The 19,370-nt window shown below is 73.1% G+C and carries 14 protein-coding genes; 8 read left to right on the forward strand and 6 right to left on the reverse strand.

Translation table 11 applies throughout. The annotated features are described in order from the left end of the window. Positions 1-66 precede the first annotated feature (66 nt). On the forward strand, positions 67-1,644 hold the full coding sequence (locus tag AB0I49_RS20980) for an alpha-amylase family glycosyl hydrolase (RefSeq protein ID WP_363228519.1): 1,578 nt from the start codon (positions 67-69) through the stop codon (positions 1,642-1,644). A gap of 48 nt (positions 1,645-1,692) precedes the next feature. After that, a complete protein-coding gene (locus tag AB0I49_RS20985; protein WP_363228520.1) occupies positions 1,693-4,194 on the forward strand; it encodes a glycosyl hydrolase in 2,502 nt (833 codons plus the stop codon). 228 nt (positions 4,195-4,422) lie between these two features. Here the strand turns inward: AB0I49_RS20985 and ispG are convergent, their stop codons facing one another. The 5 genes from ispG to AB0I49_RS21010 all read right to left on the reverse strand — a co-directional run bounded on the left by ispG (position 4,423) and on the right by AB0I49_RS21010 (position 11,649). Beyond that, complete coding sequence (gene ispG, locus AB0I49_RS20990) at positions 4,423-5,541, reverse strand: flavodoxin-dependent (E)-4-hydroxy-3-methylbut-2-enyl-diphosphate synthase (protein WP_363228521.1); 1,119 nt, start codon at positions 5,539-5,541, stop codon at positions 4,423-4,425. A gap of 2 nt (positions 5,542-5,543) precedes the next feature. Further along, on the reverse strand, positions 5,544-7,478 hold the full coding sequence (dxs, locus tag AB0I49_RS20995; protein ID WP_363228522.1) for a 1-deoxy-D-xylulose-5-phosphate synthase: 1,935 nt from the start codon (positions 7,476-7,478) through the stop codon (positions 5,544-5,546). Then, positions 7,478-8,488, reverse strand: a complete 1,011-nt coding sequence (ispH, locus tag AB0I49_RS21000; protein WP_363228523.1) for a 4-hydroxy-3-methylbut-2-enyl diphosphate reductase — start codon at positions 8,486-8,488, stop codon at positions 7,478-7,480. Before ispH ends, dxs begins: the two co-directional genes overlap by 1 nt. A gap of 36 nt (positions 8,489-8,524) precedes the next feature. Continuing rightward, positions 8,525-9,574 carry a polyprenyl synthetase family protein gene (locus tag AB0I49_RS21005; protein WP_363228524.1) on the reverse strand — a complete coding sequence of 350 codons (1,050 nt, stop codon included), beginning with the start codon at positions 9,572-9,574 and terminating at the stop codon, positions 8,525-8,527. A 710-nt stretch (positions 9,575-10,284) separates the two neighbouring features. Next, positions 10,285-11,649, reverse strand: coding sequence for a hypothetical protein (locus AB0I49_RS21010; protein ID WP_363228525.1), 1,365 nt, complete (start codon positions 11,647-11,649; stop codon positions 10,285-10,287). A gap of 306 nt (positions 11,650-11,955) precedes the next feature. Between AB0I49_RS21010 and AB0I49_RS21015 the strand changes: the two genes are divergently transcribed. Beyond that, a complete protein-coding gene (locus tag AB0I49_RS21015) occupies positions 11,956-12,729 on the forward strand; it encodes an SDR family oxidoreductase (RefSeq protein WP_363228526.1) in 774 nt (257 codons plus the stop codon). Between the two features lie 180 nt (positions 12,730-12,909). Next, positions 12,910-14,112 carry a lactonase family protein gene (locus AB0I49_RS21020; RefSeq protein ID WP_363228527.1) on the forward strand — a complete coding sequence of 401 codons (1,203 nt, stop codon included), beginning with the start codon at positions 12,910-12,912 and terminating at the stop codon, positions 14,110-14,112. A 39-nt stretch (positions 14,113-14,151) separates the two neighbouring features. Here AB0I49_RS21020 and AB0I49_RS21025 read toward each other — a convergent pair whose 3' ends face one another. Beyond that, positions 14,152-14,763, reverse strand: coding sequence for a TetR/AcrR family transcriptional regulator (locus tag AB0I49_RS21025; protein WP_363228528.1), 612 nt, complete (start codon positions 14,761-14,763; stop codon positions 14,152-14,154). 197 nt (positions 14,764-14,960) lie between these two features. On the opposite strand from AB0I49_RS21025, the gene AB0I49_RS21030 reads away from it, so the two are divergent. From AB0I49_RS21030 to AB0I49_RS21045, 4 genes are read left to right on the forward strand one after another with little or no spacing between them, the layout of a single operon-like run. Then, positions 14,961-16,400: an MFS transporter gene (locus AB0I49_RS21030; RefSeq protein WP_363228529.1), complete on the forward strand. Its 1,440-nt coding sequence runs from the start codon at positions 14,961-14,963 to the stop codon at positions 16,398-16,400. Further along, complete coding sequence (locus AB0I49_RS21035; RefSeq protein WP_363228530.1) at positions 16,393-17,358, forward strand: D-2-hydroxyacid dehydrogenase family protein; 966 nt, start codon at positions 16,393-16,395, stop codon at positions 17,356-17,358. Before AB0I49_RS21030 ends, AB0I49_RS21035 begins: the two co-directional genes overlap by 8 nt. Next, on the forward strand, positions 17,355-18,344 hold the full coding sequence (locus AB0I49_RS21040) for an MBL fold metallo-hydrolase (protein WP_363228531.1): 990 nt from the start codon (positions 17,355-17,357) through the stop codon (positions 18,342-18,344). Before AB0I49_RS21035 ends, AB0I49_RS21040 begins: the two co-directional genes overlap by 4 nt. Positions 18,345-18,383: 39 nt before the next feature. Beyond that, positions 18,384-19,265 (forward strand): aldo/keto reductase, encoded by an 882-nt coding sequence (locus AB0I49_RS21045; protein WP_363228532.1) that lies wholly within the window; start codon positions 18,384-18,386, stop codon positions 19,263-19,265. Positions 19,266-19,370 lie beyond the last annotated feature (105 nt).

Raw genomic sequence — 19,370 nt, forward strand, 5'->3', positions numbered from 1 at the left:
ACGCCTGCTTGGCACGCGCCCGGCCTCGTACGCCCCCGTACGCACCCGTACGAAAGGACCCCTCCTTTGCCCCGCACGGACTGGTGGCGCACCGCCGCCATCTACCAGGTGTACGTACGCTCCTTCGCCGACGGGAACGGCGACGGCACCGGCGATCTGGCCGGGGTCCGCGCCCGGCTGCCGTACCTGGCGGAGCTCGGTGTGGACGCGCTGTGGTTCACCCCCTGGTATCTCTCGCCGCTCGCCGACGGCGGCTACGACGTTGCCGACTACCGCACCGTGGACCCCGCCTTCGGCACCCTCGCCGAGGCGGAGCGGCTCCTGGCCGAGGCGCGCGACCTGGGCCTGCGCACCATCGTGGACATCGTGCCCAACCATGTCTCGGACCAGCACCCGTGGTTCAAGGCGGCGCTCGCCGCCGGCCCCGGCTCGCCGGAGCAGGAGCTGTTCCACTTCCGGCCGCCCTCCGCCGAGCCGCCGAACGACTGGGTGAGCGAGTTCGGCGGCGTCCCCTGGTCGCGCACCGACAGCGGCCAGTGGTACCTGCACCTCTTCAGCCCCGAGCAGCCGGACCTCAACTGGGCCCACCCCACGGTGCGCCAGGAGCACGAGGACGTCCTGCGGTTCTGGTTCGAGCGCGGCGCGGCGGGCGTACGGATCGACTCCGCCGCGCTCCTCGCCAAGGCCGACGGGCTGCCCGACATGCCCGGCGGCGACGCCGAGGACGGGCGCCACCCCTTCCACGACCGGCCGGAGCTGCACGGCGTCTACCGCTCCTGGCGGCGGCTGGCCGAGGAGTACGGGGCCGTGCTGATCGGCGAGATCTGGCTGCCGGACCCCGAGCGCTTCGCCCGCTACCTGCGCCCCGACGAGCTGCACACCGCCTTCAACTTCGACTTCCTGGCCCGCCCCTGGGACCCCGCCGAGCTGCGCGCGTCCATCGACCTGACCCTCGCCGCGCACGCCCCCGTCGGCGCGCCCGCGACCTGGGTGCTGGCCAACCACGACGTGACCCGCACGGTCACCCGCTACGGGCGGGCCGAGGACACCGGTTTCGCCTTCGAGCGCAAGCGCTTCGGGGTCCCCGCCGACCTCGCCCTCGGCACCCGCAGAGCGCGCGCCGCGGCCCTGCTCACCCTCGCCCTGCCCGGCTCCGTCTACCTCTACCAGGGCGAGGAACTGGGCCTGCCGGAGGCGGAGATACCGCCCGAGCTGGTGCAGGACCCCATGCACGCCCGCTCCGGCGGCGTCGATCCGGGGCGCGACGGCTGCCGGGTGCCGCTGCCCTGGCGCGCCGCCGGCGACGGCCCGAGCTGGCTGCCGCGCCCGGCCGGCTGGCAGCGGTACGCGGCCGAACGGCAGGCCGCCGACCCGGACTCGATGCTCGCCCTCTACCGCACCGCGCTGCGCTCGCGCCGCACCTTCCAGGACGCGGGCCCGCTGCGCTGGCTGCGTACGGACGCGCCGCACGCGCTGTCCTTCGCGCGGGAGCTGCCGGACGGCGGCGACAGCGTGCTGTGCGTCGTCAACCTCGGCGCGGCGGACATGGCGCTGCCCGCGCACTCCGAACTTCTGCTGGCCAGCGGCCCCTTAACGCCAGGGGGCGCGCTGCCGCAGGACACGGCGGTCTGGCTGCGGGGCTGACCGCCTCGCGGCACGGCCGCCGCCCACCCTCCCACAGAAGGGAATGTCATGGGCACAACAGAATACGGCGCGGAGCGCACCGCGCACCGCACCAGAGCCTGGCGACCCGTGCTCGCCGCCCTGCTCGGCACCGGACTCATGCTGGCAGGCGGCCAGCCCGCCACCGCCGGAGCCCCGCCGGACCGCGACAGCGCCCCGCCGCTGCCCATCCGCCTCACCGGCGAAGCGAACGCCGCCCGCGCCCACGACGGCGACCCCGGCTCGTATGCGAAGGGCAGCACGTCCCACTGGGTACGGGCCGACCTCGGGGCCACCCGCCGCCTCGACCGGGTCGAGCTCCGGCTGCCGGGAGCCGCCCAGCAGGTCCGGCTCCAGGGCTCCGACAACGGCCGCGACTTCGTCGACCTCTCCGACGCCCGCGCCCGCCGGGGCGAGGTCACGCTGCCCCTCGACGGCGCACCGCTGCGCTACCTCCGCGTCGCCGGAGCGCGGCGAGTCGGCGAACTCGCCGTGTACGGAGCCGTGTCGGGCGACACCACCCCGCCGCAGGCGCCGCGCGGCGTCCGGCTGGACGGCGCGACGCTGAGGTGGGAGCACACCCCCGAAGCGGCCGGATACGACGTCTACGCCGACGGCCGGCTGCGCGCCGGCCTGCCCGCCGCGGCCACGAGCTGGCAGGACACCACGGCCCCCGGCGGCACGGACCACCGGACCGCCTACACCGTGCGGGCCAGGGACGCTGCGGGCAACGCGTCCCCGGACAGCCGTACGGCCTCACGCACCGTCGCGGCGGGCGAGGGCTCCGCGCGGGCCGCGTTCACCCCGCCGAGCGGCAAGCCCACACCGGGCCCCGCGCACGCCGGATCGGCGGCGACCGGCGCCGCCATGCCGTACCGCACCGTCGAGGCGGAATCCGCCGCCACCGGCGGCGGCGCCCAGATCATCGGGCCCAACCGGAAGATCGGCGACCTGGCGGGCGAGGCGTCGGGCCGCAAGGCCGTGACGCTCAAGGAGACCGGCCAGTACGTCGAGTTCACCACCCCGGTGGAGACCAACACCCTGGTCACCCGGTTCTCCCTCCCCGACGCGCCGGGCGGCGGCGGAACGAACGCGACGCTGAACGTCTACGTGAACGGCGCGAAGACGGCGCCGCTCGACCTCACGTCCAAGTACGCCTGGCTGTACGGGCCCGAGGCGTACCCAGTGAACGACCCGGGCGCGGGACCGGCCCGGCACATCTACGACGAGGCCCGCCTCGACCTCGGCCGCACCGTTCCGGCGGGCAGCAAGGTCCGGCTCCAGAAGGACGCCCAGAACTCCTCCTCGTACACGATCGACTTCGCGGACTTCGAGAAGACCGCCGCGGCGCCCAACCCCGACCCGGCGACCTTCGTGCAACCCGCCGGATTCGGCCACCAGGACGTGCAGAACGCGCTGGACAAGGCCCGGATGGACACCACCGGGAAGCTCAAGGGCGTCTATCTGCCGCCGGGCGACTACGAGACCTCCAGCAAGTTCCAGGTCTATCTGAAGCCGGTGAAGGTGATCGGCGCCGGTCCGTGGTTCACCCGCTTCCACGCCCCCGCCGGGCAGCAGAACACCGACATCGGGTTCCGCGCGGACAACGGCGCCAACGGCTCGACGTTCTCCGGCTTCGCCTACTTCGGCAACTACACCTCGCGCATCGACGGGCCCGGCAAGGTCTTCGACTTCCAGAAGGTCTCCGGCATCACCATCGACGACATCTGGGCCGAGCACATGGTCTGCCTCTACTGGGGCGCCGACACCGACCGGATGACGCTCAAGAACAACCGCATCCGCGACACCTACGCCGACGGCCTGAACATGACCAACGGCTCCACCGACAACCTGGTGACCAACAACGAGGCGCGGTCCACCGGCGACGACTCCTTCGCGCTGTTCTCCGCGCTCGACGCGGGCGGCGGCGAGCAGACCGGCAACGTCTACGAGAACCTCACCTCGAAGCTCACCTGGCGCGCCGCCGGCCTCGCCGTCTACGGCGGCCAGCTCAACACCTTCCGGAACATCCGCGTCACCGACACCCTGGTCTACTCGGCGGTGACCATCTCCTCGCTGGACTTCGGATTCCCGATGAACGGCTTCGGGCCCGGCCGGACCACCTTCGAGAACCTCGCCCTGGAGCGCACGGGCGGCCACTTCTGGAACGGCCAGACCTTCCCCGCCATCTGGCTCTTCTCGGCGTCCAAGCCGTTCCGGGCGATCCGGGTGAACGGCGCCGTGATCACCGACCCGACCTACCACGGGATCATGTTCCAGACGAACTACGTCGGACAGCGGCCCCAGAACCCGGTCGAGGACACGGAGCTGACGGACGTGACGGTCTCCGGGGCGAAGAAGAGCGGCGACGAGTACGACGCCAGGTCCGGCTTCGGGATCTGGGCCAACGAGATGCCGGAGCCGGGGCAGGGACCGGCCGTGGGACAGGCGACGTTCCGCCGGCTCACCCTGCGGGACAACGCCGAGAACATCCGCAACACCACCTCCACCTTCAAGATCGACGTGGTGTGACGGGCCGACCCTCGGGCCCTCCGGCCGGGCCGCCGCAGAACGCCGCGGCGGCCCGGCTGCTCCCCGTGGACGGCCTTCCGGCAAGACCGTCGGCGGAAGGGGGAGCCGCTGGTGGGCGCTCCGGCCGAGCGGCGCGCCGCCGCTCGGGGCCGGCCGCGCGCCCGTACGCCCGGTGCGCCGAGGGCGGGCGCCGGCCCGGTCGCTGGCGGCCAGGGAGCGGTGAGGCGTTCATCGCAGCCCACCCTCCCCGGCGATTCGGGTCGCTTCGTCGAGAAGAGCTTCGACGATCTTCGACTCGGGGACCGTCTTGATGACCTCGCCCTTGACGAAGATCTGCCCTTTGCCGTTGCCGCAGGAGACGCCGAGGTCGGCCTCGCGGGATTCGCCGGGGCCGTTGACGACACAGCCCATGACGGCGATGCGCAGGGGGTGGGGGAAGCCGTCGAAGGCGGCCTCGACCCGGGAAGCGAGTGTGTGGATGTCGACCTGGAGGCGGCCGCAGCCGGGGCAGGAGACGATTTCGAGCTGACGGGGGCGCAGTCCCAGGGACTGCAGGATGTGGTTCCCCGCCTTGACCTGCTCGACGGGCGGGGCGGACAGGGAGACGCGGACGGTGTCCCCGATGCCGTCGGCCAGCAGCACGCCGAAGGCGACGGCGGACTTGATGGAGCCCTGGAAGGCGGGGCCCGCCTCGGTCACGCCGAGGTGGAGCGGGTAGTCGCAGCGTTCGGACAGCGCCCGGTAGGCGGCGATCATCGTGAGCGGGTCGTGGTGCTTGACGGCGATCTTGAGGTCGGCGAAGCCGTGCTCCTCGAAGAGCGAACACTCGTGCAGCGCGGACTCGGCGAGAGCTTCGGGGGTGGCCGAGCCGTACTTGGCCAGGAGCCGCGAGTCGAGGGACCCGGCGTTGACGCCGATGCGGATCGGGGTCCCCGCCGCCGAGGCCGCGGCCGCGATCTCCTTGACCTTGTCATCGAACTTCTTGATGTTGCCGGGGTTCACGCGCACCGCGGCGCAGCCGGCGTCGATGGCCTGGAAGACATAGCGGGGCTGGAAATGGATGTCGGCGATGACGGGAATCTTCGACTTGGCGACGAGCGCCGGAAGCGCGTCGGCGTCGTCCTGGGAGGGGACGGCGACCCGGACGATGTCGCAGCCGGCCGCGGTGACTTCGGCGATCTGCTGGAGGGTGGCGTCGATGTCGGCGGTGTTGGTGGTGGTCATCGTCTGCACGGAGACCGGTGCGCCGCCGCCGACGGGGACATCGCCGACATGGATTCGCCGGGTGGGGCGGCGCACCGGGGTTTTCGGGGGCAGGGCCGGCAGGCCCAGGTCGATGGCGGTCATCCTCAGACCTTCCGTACGTGCTGGGCGGCGTCGAGCTCCGCCGCCCGGGCGGGGTGCCCGGCGCGGGCGCGGAGCACGGAGTGGGCGATGCCCTGGGCGTCGAGGCGGGCCGCGGCGAGCAGCTCGCCCCGGGTGCCGTGCGCGATGAAGCGGCCGGGCAGCCCCAGGGCGCGGATCGGCACGGTCGCGCCGGCGTCGGCCAGCGCGCGGGCGACGGCCGTGCCGACGCCGCCGTGCCGGGTGTTGTCCTCGATGGTGACGACCAGGCGGTGGCGTACGGCCAGCTCGGTCAGTTCGGACGGTACGGGCAGGACCCAGCGCGGGTCGACGACGGTGACCCCCACGCCGTGACGGGTGAGGCGGTCGGCGGCTTCGAGGGCGGGCTCGGCGAGCGGCCCGGCGGCGACGAGCAGCACGTCCGGGTACCCCTTGCGGTACAGGACGTCGAGCGGCCCGCGGCGCTCGACGGCGGGAATGTCGCGGCCGACCGAGGACTTGGGGAAGCGCAGCGCGGTGGGGCCCGTGGCGCAGGTGACGGCTTCGGCCAGGAGCAGCCGCAGCTGGGCGGCGTCGCGGGGCGCGGCGATGCGGATGCCGGGCACGGCGCCGAGGAGCGTCAGGTCCCACATGCCGTGGTGGCTCGGTCCGTCGGGACCGGTGATGCCGGCCCGGTCCAGCACGAAGGTGACCGGCAGGCGGTGCAGGGCGACGTCCATCAGCACCTGGTCGAAGGCGCGGCCGAGGAAGGTGGCGTAGACGGCGATGACGGGGTGCAGCCCGCCCGCGGCCAGCCCCGCGGCGGAGGTGACGGCGTGCTGCTCGGCTATGCCGACGTCGAAGAACCGGTCGGGGTAGCACCGGCCGAAGCGGGCCAGACCGGTGGGGCCGGGCATCGCGGCGGTGATCGCCACCAGCTCCTCGTGCCGGGCGCCGAGCGCGCACAGCTCGTCGGCGAAGATGTTCGTCCAGGTGGGCGAGGAGCTGCCGGACCGGGGCTTGCCGGTGGCCGGGTCGAGGACGCCGACGGCGTGCATGCAGTCCGCCGGCTCGCTCTCGGCCGGCTCGTAGCCCTTGCCCTTGACGGTGACGGCGTGGACCACGACCGGCACGCGCATCTCGCGGGCGATCTGGAGGGCTTCCTCGACCGAGCGCAGGTGGTGGCCGTCGACGGGGCCGAGGTAGGCGAAGCCGAGCTGCTCGAAGAGGCTCGGCGCCACCGGCAGCGGCCCGGCGGCGCCGGCGCTCGCACCATCCGGGGCGCCGGTGGTTTCGTCGGACGGCCGGCGGTGGCTCAGCCACCCGGCGTCGTCCCGCGTCTCCGTCCGCAGCGTCTGCAAATGGTCGGCGAGACCCCCGATGGTGGGCGCGTAGGAGCGTTCGTTGTCGTTGAGGACGACGATCACCGGACGGTCGGGTGCGCCGCCGATATTGTTCATGGCCTCCCAGGCCATGCCGCCGGTCATCGCCCCGTCGCCGACGACCGCCACCACCGCCCGGTCGCTCTCGCCCGCCAGCTGACGGGCCTTGGCCAGGCCGTCGGCATAGGCCAGGGCCGTGGAGGCGTGGGAGTTCTCGATGACGTCGTGCTCCGACTCGGCACTGCTCGGATAGCCCGACAGGCCCCCGGCCCGGCGCAGCCGGTCGAAGCCCTCGGCGCGGCCGGTGAGCAGCTTGTGGACATAGGCCTGATGGCCCGTGTCGAAGAGCAGCGTGTCGTGCGGGGAGTCGAAGACCCGGTGCAGCGCCAGGGTCAGCTCCACGGTCCCCAGATTGGGGCCCAGATGGCCGCCGGAGGCCGTGACCTTCTCGATGAGGAAGGCGCGGATTTCCTCGGCCAGCTCCTCCAGTTTCCCGGCGGAGAGGCCGCGGAGATCCTGCGGACAGGCGATCCCGGACAGCAGCGGATAGGCGGTGTGGGCGGGGGCGAGTGTGGTCATCAGGTCCTCACGGCGGCAGGCGGGGCGAAGTGGACGTCTTCGATGGTGGTGCTGCGTTCCTCGACGGTCACCGGGCCCAGCGTGCGCAGGAACGCGATGACGCCCTCGATCAGCGGGGGCGGGGTGGAGGCCCCGGCGGTCAGCCCGACGGTGTCCGCGTCCGCCACCCACTCGGGGCGGATCGCGTGAGCGTCCTCGACGAGGTGGGCGGGCGTGCCGAGCCGCCGGCAGACCTCCGTCAGGCGCACGGAGTTGGAGGAGTTCGCCGACCCCACCACGAAGACCACGTCCGCCTCCGACGCGACCGCCTCCACCGCGAGCTGCCGGTTGGTGGTCGCGTAGCAGATGTCGTCCGCGCCGGGGCCGTGGGCACGCGGAAACCGGTTCTTGAGCGCGGCGATGACGTCGCGGGTCTCGTCCGCGGCCAGGGTGGTCTGGGTCAGGTAGGCGACCTCGGCGTCCTCGGGCAGATCCAGCTCCGCCACGTCCTGGACGCTCTCGACCAGCACCGACGCCTGCGGGGCCTCGCCCAGGGTGCCCTCGACCTCCTCATGCCCGGCGTGCCCGATCAGCACCACGGGCTCGTTCCGGGCCGCGAAGCGGCGCGCCTCGGAGTGCACCTTGGTCACGAGCGGACACGTGGCGTCCACCACGCGCAGCCCCCTGCGGCGGGCTTCGGCCCGCACGGCGGGGGATACGCCGTGTGCGGAGAACACCGCCAGCGCCCCGTCGGGCACCGCGTCGAGCTCATCGACGAAGACCGCTCCGCGCCGCTCCAACCCCCGCACCACATGGGTGTTGTGGACGATCTGCTTACGGACGTACACCGGCTGTCCGGCGCCGTCACGCTGGTCCAGCAGGGTCTCGACGACCTCGATCGCGCGCTCCACCCCGGCGCAGAAGGAGCGGGGGGAGGCCAGGACGACCGTGCGTGCCCGGCCGCCTCCCGGTGCCGGTGGGGTAGCGGCCGCTCCGTCGTCGGGGCCGTTGGTGTGCTGGTCGTGCGGCATACGGGTCCACTCCTCAGTCGTCGCGGTGGGCGAGCACTAGTCGTCGCGGTGGGTGAGCACTCGGGCCAGCGCCATCAGATCTCGTCGGGCTTCGGGGGCGGGGTCGGCCTCGGCCAGTGCGGCGAAGGCCGCCTCAAGCTCCTGGTCGACCGCGCTACGGGCTGCCCGTACGCCGCCGGCATCCGTGACCAGCAGTGCCGCCCACCGCAGGTCGGCGTCCGACAGCGGGGCGCCGCTCGCGTACATCCCGGCCAGCGTCCGGCCCTGCTCCGTGTCGGAGGCGAGGGCGGCGATTACGGGATAGGTCTTCTTGCGTGCGGCGAGGTCGCCGCCCACCGGCTTGCCCGTCGTCCCCGGATCACCGATGATTCCGAGGAGGTCGTCCACGATCTGGAACGCCAGGCCAAGATGCCGTCCGAACTTCGTGAAGAAGCGGGCCCGTTCGACGTCCGCGCCGCCTGCCAGCGCGCCCAGGCCGCACGCGGCCCCCGTCAGCGCCCCGGTCTTGGCCGTGGCCATCGCGGCGTACTCGGCCGTGGTGACCTCCGGGCGCCGCTCGAAGGCCACATCCATCGCCTCCCCCTCGACCAGCCCCTCCACGGCGTGGCCGAGCATGGCGATCGAATCGGCCGTCCGCGGGCCGGGGGCGGTCGCGAGGACGCGATGGGCCAGGGCCAGCCGGGCGTCCCCGGTGAGGATCGCCGCCGGAACGCCGAACAGCTTCCAGACGGTGGGCCGGTGGCGGCGCAGCGCGTCCTGGTCGATGACGTCGTCGTGGAGGAGCGAGAAGTTGTGCACCAGCTCGACGGTCACCGCCGCGCGCACCGCGTCCCGCGCCGCCCCGCCCGCCGCCTCGGCGCAGCTGAGGACGAGGGCCGGGCGCACCGCCTTTCCCCGGTACCCTCGCGGCGGGCGCCCGGTCTCGTCCTGCAACCCCAGGTGGTAGCCCGCCCAGCCGGCCACGGCCGGCGGCAGCAGCTCGGTCCACCTGCGCAGCGCCGGACCGGTCAGCTGGCGGGCCCACTCCAGTACGGCCACGCCGGGATCGGCGCCGTCGGCTGATGCGGTGAACGCGGTCGTGGCCATCACAAGTCCTCCCGTGAAAGGGCGAGGTCGCCGGGGGCGGGGCCCGTCGGCTGCCGCCCGCTCATGGTGGGAGCGGGATGGGACCGGCGCCTTGCGGGCTCATGTCCAGCAGGCCACGGCCGCCGGGGCCGGACAAGCGCCCCGGTGCGTGAGTGCGTGCACGCGTTGAACGCACACGCACTGGCGAGTCTCCGGGGGGTTCCTGGGGCGCCGATGGTCCTCTGGTGCCTCGGCGCGAGGCGGCTCGCGGGCCGGCGCGAACCCCGCACGGAACGCGCCGTTCCCGGCCCTCCGTCCGTTAGCCTCCGCCGCGTCCGGCATGTGGACGAATGAGGAACGTTTCTTCGGGTGGGTGACGCCTCCGGCCTCGGCGTTGCCCTGGCGCGGGCGGCACGGAGCACGTATGCAGAAGGGATGGACGATCCCTTCAGGTTCTGCGCCCCCCTCCTCATCTGCGATCAACTACTCAACCGTTCCGTCGAGTTGCTGAGGGAGGGCGGCTTCAGAGCCGACACGGGGGAAGGGGGCTGCCCCGCCCGGAGGCCGAGCGAGAAGCGAAGTTCGCCGGAGCCGAGGAGTGAGCGGGCACAGGGCGAGGTGATGCCGAGCGCCGCGGCGGGCGCCCTCGAACGCCCCGCCTCCGGCATGGAGGCGGGGCGACAGGAGCGTGCGGCGCGGGAGGCGAGGGACGCGTGATCCGACCGGCCGAATCACGGAGCGGGGCGGAGGCGCGCGAGGGCGAGCGCGCGCTTGCGGACAGCGGTCGCCTGGGGCTGGCGCGGGAAGCGGCGCAGACTCTCCAGGAGGAGGGCGAGCGCGCGGTCGGCCTGCTGGGAGTGCAGGTGGGGGTACTGGTCCAGGAAGGTGTGCCAGTGGTCGCAGGACGCTTCCACGTGCCCCATGGACAGCAGGGTCTCGGCGAGCCGGGCCTGAGTGAGGATGTGCGCCCTGCGCTGGGTGGGGGCGCGGTGCCGAGCGGAGGCCGACAGGGCGGAGAGCGCCTGCGACGGGTCGTCCAGCGCGCGCAGGACCTGCGCGCGCTGGTAGTCCAGGCCGGCCCGCGGGTAGGCAGTGAAGGGGCCGGGTGGGCTGGAGGCCTGCTCGTGGTGGCGTTCCGCCGCGGTCAGATCGGCCAGGGCGCGGCGCGGCTGGTGCTGCCTGGCGTAGACATGGGCGCGCTGGGCCAGGAGGAACGACTGGGTGGCCGGCCCGGCGCCGGCGCCCGCGGCGTCCACCGCGGTGTCGGCGAGGGTCAGGGCGTGGTCCGGGTGCCCCAGGTTCAGGGCCTGCGTGCTCATGGCGCGCAGCGTGACCGCGTACAGCCGGCGGTTGCCGGCTTCCTGGGCCAGCTGGAGCGCCGTGTGGAAGTACTGCTGCGCCAGGCTGTGGTGGCCGGAGTCGTCGGTCATGCCGGCGAGCAGGTGAGTGAGCTGGACGGTGCCGGTCAGCAGGTCGCGGCGTAAGGCGTGGGGGGCGGGGGCGGTGATCAGCCGGCCGGCGCCCTCGGCGAGGTAGGCGGTCAGCGCGGACCTGATGTGGGCGCCGCCATGGCGTTCGGCGAGGGAGGCGAAGGTCTCGGTCATCGCCTGTAACGCCAGGGCGTCGGCGGAGGTCGCCTGGCCCTCCGGCCCGCGCGGCGGGGCCGGGGGAGACGGCGGCTTCCAGGCGGGCGGGTTGAGGGCGGTCAGGGTGTAGGCGGTGGTACGGGCCAGCACGGCCCGGCGGGCGGGGTCGGCGTCCGTGCGGCACAGGGCCGTCAGGCGGCGCAGGGCGTCTCCCCCCGACGCGGGGGAGGGCGGGAACGGCCGGGTCGCCTGCGGCGCCTGGAGCAGTCCGGTGTCCTCGGCGGTGACCACCCGCCGCACGCGGCGGCTGAAGGCGGAGGCGACGAGCTCGGGAACGGGCGGCCGGGGCCGGGAGCCGCTGAGCCAGTGGGCCACCGACGTGCGGTCGTAGCGCAAGGTCAGACCCTGCGCGGTGCCGAGCACGTTGACCGCACGCGCCAGCCCGCCCGAGGACCAGTCGGCCTCCACCAGTAACGCGGACAGCAGGGTGTTGGGGGCGTGGCGGGCCATGTGCAGTCTCCGTTCTTCCCCGCACGAGGGGCCACGCGCGCGCGTACGGGTGGTTCAGCGCCCGTACGGTCCGATCATGAGCGGTCCGTTCCGAGGGGGGTGGGGGTGGCTGGTGAAAGGGTCTTCTGATTCCCTGCCCGCAATCGGCGGTCTAATCCACTGTTTTGACGCCGTCACCGCAGTTCGCCAGGGTGCGCCATGCCTGCGGCCCCGCGAGGTGTGCAGCGCGGGGAACGCGGTGGTGCGCGGCGCTGTGGTCCCCGCGTACTGTCGTGTGAACTGGCCATATATGAGTGGGGAGTTGCTGTGGAAGCGAACCGCTTCGAGGGCAAGGTCGTCATCGTCACCGGTGGCGGGTCCGGCATCGGCGCCGCCGCCGTGCGCGGCTTCGCGAGCGAGGGCGCGACGGTGATCGCCGCCGGACGGACCGAGGGGAAGCTGAAGGCGACCGCCGCCGAAGCGCCCTCCGGCGCGACGGTCGTGACGCGCGTCGTGGACGTCGCCGACGAGGCCGCGGTCACCGCGCTGGTCTCGGACACGGCCGAGGAGTACGGCCGCCTGGACGTACTGGTCAACAACGCGGCCACCGCCAAAGCCGGAACGGCGGAGCAGACCGACACCGCCGCGTGGCGCAGGATCATGGCTGTCGACATCGACGGCGTCTTCTTCGCATCCAGGGCCGCGCTGCCCCATCTGCGGCGCGTCGGCGGCAACATCGTCAACGTCGGCTCGGTGTCCGGGCTGCGGGCGGACTGGGCCCTGGTCGCCTACAACGCCGCCAAGGGCGCGCTGGTCAACCTGACCAACGCCATGGCGCTCGACCACGGCCACGAGGGCGTACGCGTCAACGCCGTGCATCCGGGCCTCACCCGCACCCCGCTGGCCGCGCCCCTCACCGGGAACGAGGAGCTGCTCGCCGAGTACCGCAAGCGGACGCCCATGCGGCGCCCCGCGGAAGCCGACGAAGTCTCCGACGTCATCCTCTTCCTGGCCAGTTCCGCCGCCCGGTTCGTCAACGGCGTGCACATTCCGGTCGACGGCGGACTGACCGCTTCGAACGGTCAGCCGCGCCTGTCCTGACGGTCTCGGCTCGCGCGGGGCCGTGAGAGGCCGGAGCGGAGCGGATGGCGGCAATTGGTCTGGGCCAAGCGGGTGTCGGCCGCCATGCTATTGACGATTGCATGACATGACGCGCGGAGGTCGCGCCGACTCCGCCTCCGACGCGTGTCATCCCCTCTCAGGTGTCGAAAGGTGCCCGCCATGCCCCCACATCCCCCCGAGCACCCCGATCATCCCGAGCGAGCCGCTCGGAGCTCCGGCCTCGGCCGCCGTTCGTTCATCGGGCTGCTGGGCGCCGCCGCACTCGGCGCCCAGGCGCCCGTCGCACGCGCTCTGCGAGCGCCCTCCGACCGGGAACCCGACGCCGCCGTGGGGCAGGCGTTCCTGGGGACGTACGGCAACGGGATCATCTCCTGCGCGTACGACACCGCGACCGGCGCGCTGACCCGGCGGAGCGGCTTCCCGGCGGTGGCCAACCCCTCCTTCCTCGCGGCGGGCCCCGGCGGCAAGGTGCTCTACTCGCTGGACAACGGCGGACGGCAGGGCGCGGTACGGGCCTTCGCCATCGGCACGGGCGGCGCGCTGACCGCTCTGGGCCCGGCGCGGTCCACCGGCGGCGCCAACGTCACCCACCTCTCCGTCCACCCCGGCGGCCGCTACCTGCTCAGCGCGAACTACGGCGCCGGCAGCGTCGCCGCCCACGCCATAGGCGGCGACGGGAGCGTGGGCGCGCGCACGGGACTCGTGCAGCACACCGGCTCCGGACCCGACCCCAGCCGCCAGGAAGGCCCGCACGCGCACCAGATCATCACCGACCCCAAGGGCGCGTACGTCTTCGCCGTCGACCTGGGAACCGACAAGGTGTACACGTACCGGCTCGACGCCGGAGGCGCCCTCCGCGCGGTCTCCGAGGTCCGCTCGGCGCCGGGCGCCGGCCCCCGGCACATGGTCTTCCACCCGACGGCCCCGTACGCCTACGTGGCCAACGAGCTCGACAGCACCGTCACCGTCTACTCCTACAACCCGGCGACCGGCGCCCTGACGCGCGGCGAGAGCCGGCCCACGGTGCCCGCCCGCTCGGCGAAAGCCGTCCGCAACTACCCGTCCGAGGTGGCGGTCTCGGCCGACGGCCGTTTCCTCTACCTCTCCAACCGCGGCCACGAGAGCGTCGCCCGCTTCGCCGTCACCGAGGCCGGGGCCGGCCTGCGCCTGCTGGACACGGTCCCCAGCGGCGGCTCCTGGCCCCGCCACCTCAGCCTGTCCCCGACGGGCGCGCTCCTGTTCACCGCCAACCAATACGGCAACACGGTCGGCGTCTACACCGTCAACCGCGACACCGGCGCCCTCACGCCTTCCGGCCCGCCCTTCGCCACGTCGTCGCTGGGCTGCGTCCTGCCCCTATGACGGCGTGACGGTCTCCGATCCGGTGACGAGGAGCCGTCGCTACGCCTCCGCGGTCGGGCCCCAGACCGTCAGCAGCGCGTCGACCGCGGAGTGCAGCGTCGCCGCCGGCACCCCGTCGCGCAGTTGCGTGGAGAGCCCCAGGAGGAAGGTGTGGATCATGGCTGTGACGCTGTCGACGTCGGTGCGGGCGCCGAGTTCGCCTGCGGCGACTCCTCGCTCCACGCATGCCCTGATGCGCTCCCGGTCGGCCGCGCGGCGCGACGCGACGGCCGCGCGCACGCCGGCCTGATCCTCGCCCGGCGCGCGCGTCGTGCCGGACAGGGCGATGAGGCAGCCGACGGGGTGGCCGGAGTCGGCCTGCATGTCGATCGAGCCGTGCAGCAGGCAGGCGACGGCCTCCCGCGGGCTGATCGTCTCGTCGGCGATGACGTCGGTGACGCCGCCGGGACCCTGGGCGTAGTGCTCCACGACCCGCTCGAACAGCCCTTCCTTCGAGCCGAAGGTGCCGTAGAGGCTCGCGGAGGACAGACCGGTGGCCGCGCGCAGCTGTGCCAGCGAGGTGGCCTCGTAGCCCTGCTCCCAGAACAGCCGCATAGCGGCCTCCAGCACGGTCTCCATGTCGAAGGCACGGGGGCGGCCTACGGACGGCACATGAACCTCCTGCGTCGCGGCGCGAGCACCCCGGCGGGCGCGGGGAGCGCTTCCTTGCGTCTCCATATTGGACTATCCGCTCCATAAGGGCGCCGCCGACCCCGGCGGGGGTCGGCGATGTGTGACACCCCTCACTTATGGAACGTTCAATCCGAAACAGCTTGACCGCCGCGACCGGCGGCGGCAAGACTTCTGGCATGAACGATCCACAATCTGGGCAGGGCGCCGCCGGCGACCGGTCGCCACTGAGCCGCGCGACAGTCCTGCTGCTCGCGGTGGTCTGCGGCGCGGCGGTCGCGAACATCTACTACGCCCAGCCGCTGCTGCCGGTCATCTCCCGAGCCCTGGGGGTCTCCGAAGGCGCCGGCGGCCTCGTCGTCACCGCCTCCCAGATCGGCTACGCGCTCTCGCTGGCGCTGCTCGTACCCCTGGGCGACGTGCTCGAACGCCGCCGGCTGGTGAGCGTGCTCCTCGGCCTGAGCGCCGTCGCCCTCCTCGGCGCGGCCGCCGCCCCCTCCCTGAACGCGCTGTACGCCGCCGTCGCGATCGTCGGGGTCACCTCCGCCGTGGCACAGATCGTGGTGCCGATGGCGGCCTCGCTGGCCGCCGACCACGAACGCGGCTCGGTGGTGGGCACGGTCATGAGCGGCCTCCTCGTCGGCATCATGCTCGCCCGCACCGCCGCGGGCGTGCTCGCCCAATTCGGCGACTGGCGGCTGGTGTTCGTCTTCGCGGCCGTCGTCATGGCGGTGCTGGCGATCACCCTGCGCGTAGTGCTGCGCCCGGTGCCGCCGACCCGGAACACCCCCTACCCCCAGCTGCTGCGCTCCGTACTGACGCTCGTACGCACCGAGTCGCTGCTCCGCCGCCGCATGGGCCTGGCCGCGGTCGGCATGGGCTGCTTCACCATCCTGTGGACCGCGTCGTCGTTCCTGCTCGCCGGTCCGGCCTACGGGTACGGGCCCGCCGTCATCGGCCTGTTCGGGCTCGCCGGGGTCGTGGGAGCCGTCGCCGCGGTGGCGGCCGGCCGGTTCGCGGACCGCGGCCGCGGCCGCCAGGTCGCGACCGGGGGACTGGTCCTGCTGACGGCGAGCTGGGGCGTCCTGGCCTTCGCCGGAACGGGCGGTCCCGGCGGCCTGATCGCGCTGATCGTCGGCATCATGGCGCTCAACCTCGCCCAGCAGGCCCTGCTGATCAGCCATCAGAGCGTGCTCTACCGCCGCGTCCCGCACGCCCGCAGCCGGGTGACGACGGCCCTCATGGTCGCGTCGTTCGCGGGGAGCACCGTCGCCTCCGCCCTGGCGTCGGCGCTGTACCCCGCCCTCGGCTGGGCCGGGGTCTGCGCGCTCGGCGCCGTGACCGCGCTGATCGGCGTCGGCATCTGGTGCCTCGAACTCCTCCGCCCGAGTCCTTCCGAACCGGTCGCCGAGCTCGGCGCCGGACCGGTCGCCGACCCAGTGGTGACGGCAGAGGCCGGCGCGGCAGACCGACGCGGTACGGGCACGGGCCGCGACAGCGAGCAGCGGCCCGGCAACGGGTACCAGTGCGAGAGCGGCCCCCGAAGCGGCAGCACGCTCAGCAGTGAGAGCGAGTGCTGCCCTGGAAACCGGCACCGGAAGGAGAACGCCCATGCCTGAGATCCGCCGAGTGGCGATCCTGGACGACTACCAGCGGGTCGCCCACCAGTACGCCGACTGGAGCGCCCTGCCCGATAGCCCCGAACTCACCGTATTCACCGACCACTTGGGCGGCCCGGACGAGGTGATCGCCGCGCTGGAGCCGTACGACGTCGTCGTGGCCATGCGCGAGCGCACCGCCTTCCCAGCCGAAGTGCTCGGCAGCCTGCCCCGTCTCCGCCTGCTGGTGACCACCGGCCCGGCCAACGCCTCCATCGACGTGGCCGAAGCCCGACGGCGAGGCATCACGGTCTCGGGCACCCGCCCCGCCGGACTCACCCCGACGGCCGAGCTGACGTGGGGCCTGATCCACGCCCTGGCCCGCTCCCTCCCCGCCGAGGACGGCAACCTGCGCGAAGGCGCCTGGCAGCGCACCGTAGGGCGCGACCTGTACGGGGCCCGGCTGGGCGTCATCGGCCTCGGCGGCGTGGGCAGCCGCGTGGCCGGGGTCGGCCTCGCCTTCGGCATGGACGTCGTCGCCTGGAGCGCCCACCTCGACGCCGAGCACGCGAAGTCGCTGGGCGTCACCCCGGTGAGCAAGCGCGAACTGCTGGAGACCTCGGACGTGGTGACCCTCCACGTCAAGCTCTCCCCGCGCACCGCCGGACTCATCGGCCGCGACGAACTCGCCCGGATGCGGCCGGACGCGCTGCTGATCAACACCTCCCGAGGCCCCGTCGTCGACGAGGAGGCGCTGCTGGCCGCTCTCACCGCCGGGACGCTGGGGGGAGCCGCCCTCGACGTCCACTCCATCGAGCCGCTGCCCGCCGACTCCCCGTGGCGCAGCGCCCCGCGGACGGTGCTCACCCCGCATCTGGGCTACGTCACCGCCGACACCTACGCCGTCTTCTACCGCGACGCGCTCGACGACATCCGCGCGTACGCGGCCGGAGAACCGATCCGCGAGCTGACGCGGTGAGCGCACCGCGCCCCGCCGACCACCACCGCAGACCAACCGAGAAGGCCACCACTTCCACCATGGACGACATCCGTCAGAGCCACCCCGCCGACGACTCCGGTTCCCGGCTGCCCCGCCTGTGGACGCGGACCATCGGCGAACTCACCCTGAGCTACGTCCCCGACGCGGGCGTCGCGATGATCCCGACGCGCGTCTACCCCGCCTCCGCCGCGGCGGACTGGCACCCGCACCGCCACCACATGACGGACGCGGAGCACCTGGCCATGGGGTGCGGGGCGCTGCTCGTCGAGCGCGGCGGCACCCGCGTGCTCCTCGACGCCGGCCACGGACGCATCTCGGGCGAGGACACGGAGCACTTCCAGCACGGCTTCGAGCACGTACAAGACCTGCCCGCGTCCCTGGCGAGCCTCGGCGTGGACCCGGCCGAGCTGGAGACGGTCGCCTTCACCCACCTGCACGACGACCACTCCGGCTGGGCCCGCCCCGACGCGGTCGAGGGCCCGCACAGCCTCTTCCCCAACGCGCGGTGGATCGTCGGCGAAGGCGAACTCGAACTCCGAGGCGCCGCCTCCGCCTCGGACGACAGCCAAGGCGCCGCCCCCGCCTCGGGCGAACGCCTCGCGGGCGAGAGGGAGCGGACCACGGCCGTCGCCGACGGGACCGAGATAGCCGAAGGCGTCCGCGCCTGGGCGCTGCCCGGCCACACCCCCGGCCACACCGCCTGGATCCTCGACACCGGCGACGGCCGCCGCATCGTCGCCTTCGGCGACGCCATGCACTCACCCGTCCAGGTCGCGCACCCCGACTGGGCAGTCGTCCTCGACCACGACCGCGCCGAAGCCGAACGCTCACGCCGCCGGCTCATCGGCCTTCTCGCCCAGGACGGCGTCTACGGATACGGTGTCCACTTCGCCGACCAGCAGTTGGGAACCGTCGACACCACGGGCCACTGGCGCCCCTGGGACGACCGAACGGACGCACGCTGACCAGCACATCCGGACAAGAACCCACTGAGGAGACCGTCGATGACCACCGACAGGGCGACCACGCTCCACAGACCCGCGACGGCAGCCGGGGCGTTCAGCCTGGGCAATGACCTTCCCGTCACCCGTCTCGGCCTCGGCACCATGCAGATGACGGGCCCCGGCATCTGGGGCGACCACAGAGATCCGGACGAAGCCGTCCGCGTGCTGCGCCGCGCCGTGGACCTCGGGGTGAACTTCCTCGACACCGCGGACTCGTACGGCCCCGTCGTCGCCGAACCGCTCATCAAGAAGGCGCTCCACCCGTACCCCGACGACCTGGTCATCGCGACCAAGGCGGGCCTGACCCGTCAGGGCCCCGGCGAGTGGCTTGCGGTCGGCAGGCCGGAATACCTGCGCCAGCAGGCCGAGATGAGCCTCCGTCATCTGGGCCTGGACCGGATCGACCTCTTCCAGCTGCACCGCATCGACCCGAAGGTGCCTCTCGAAGAGCAGGTCGGCGAGCTTGAGCTGCTGCGGCAGGAGGGGAAGATCCGCCATATCGGACTCTCCGAAGTCTCCGTCGCCGACGTCGAAGCGGCGTCGGCGATCACCCCGATCGCCTCGGTGCAGAATTTGTTCAACCTCGCCGACCGCAAGGCCGAGCCGCTGCTGGAGTACGCGACGGACAACGGCATCGGCTTCATCCCGTGGTACCCCCTGGCCACAGGGGAGCTGTCGAAGACCGACGGCCCCCTCGCCGCCCAGGCACGGCAATTCGGCGCGAGCCCGTCACAGCTCGCCCTGGCGTGGCTGCTGAAGCGTTCCCCGGTGATGCTCCCGATCCCGGGGACCTCGTCCGTAGAGCATCTGGAGGAGAACGTACGGGCCGCCGAAATCACCCTGCCCGACGCCGCGTTCGACGCCCTGACGAATATCGGGTGACGAACTCCCGATAATTTCGCTCACCCGAATGCTCACCCGAACGGGACGAAGCTTCGCCCGTCAGTCGCCCTGGGGCAACTGACGGGCGAAGCGCCGGACGGAGGG

The sequence above is a fragment of the Streptomyces sp. NPDC050617 genome (assembly GCF_040654795.1).
Classification (GTDB): Bacteria; Actinomycetota; Actinomycetes; order Streptomycetales; family Streptomycetaceae; genus Streptomyces.

Excerpts from the sequence above, each read along its gene's own strand:
- AB0I49_RS20985 (WP_363228520.1), top strand. The coding sequence starts at position 1,693 with ATGGGCACAACAGAATACGGCGCGGAGCGCACCGCGCACCGCACCAGA.
- ispG (WP_363228521.1), bottom strand. The coding sequence starts at position 5,541 with ATGACCGCCATCGACCTGGGCCTGCCGGCCCTGCCCCCGAAAACCCCG.
- dxs (WP_363228522.1), bottom strand. The coding sequence starts at position 7,478 with ATGACCACACTCGCCCCCGCCCACACCGCCTATCCGCTGCTGTCCGGG.
- ispH (WP_363228523.1), bottom strand. The coding sequence starts at position 8,488 with ATGCCGCACGACCAGCACACCAACGGCCCCGACGACGGAGCGGCCGCT.
- AB0I49_RS21005 (WP_363228524.1), bottom strand. The coding sequence starts at position 9,574 with ATGGCCACGACCGCGTTCACCGCATCAGCCGACGGCGCCGATCCCGGC.
- AB0I49_RS21010 (WP_363228525.1), bottom strand. The coding sequence starts at position 11,649 with ATGGCCCGCCACGCCCCCAACACCCTGCTGTCCGCGTTACTGGTGGAG.
- AB0I49_RS21020 (WP_363228527.1), top strand. The coding sequence starts at position 12,910 with ATGCCCCCACATCCCCCCGAGCACCCCGATCATCCCGAGCGAGCCGCT.
- AB0I49_RS21030 (WP_363228529.1), top strand. The coding sequence starts at position 14,961 with ATGAACGATCCACAATCTGGGCAGGGCGCCGCCGGCGACCGGTCGCCA.
- AB0I49_RS21035 (WP_363228530.1), top strand. The coding sequence starts at position 16,393 with ATGCCTGAGATCCGCCGAGTGGCGATCCTGGACGACTACCAGCGGGTC.
- AB0I49_RS21045 (WP_363228532.1), top strand. The coding sequence starts at position 18,384 with ATGACCACCGACAGGGCGACCACGCTCCACAGACCCGCGACGGCAGCC.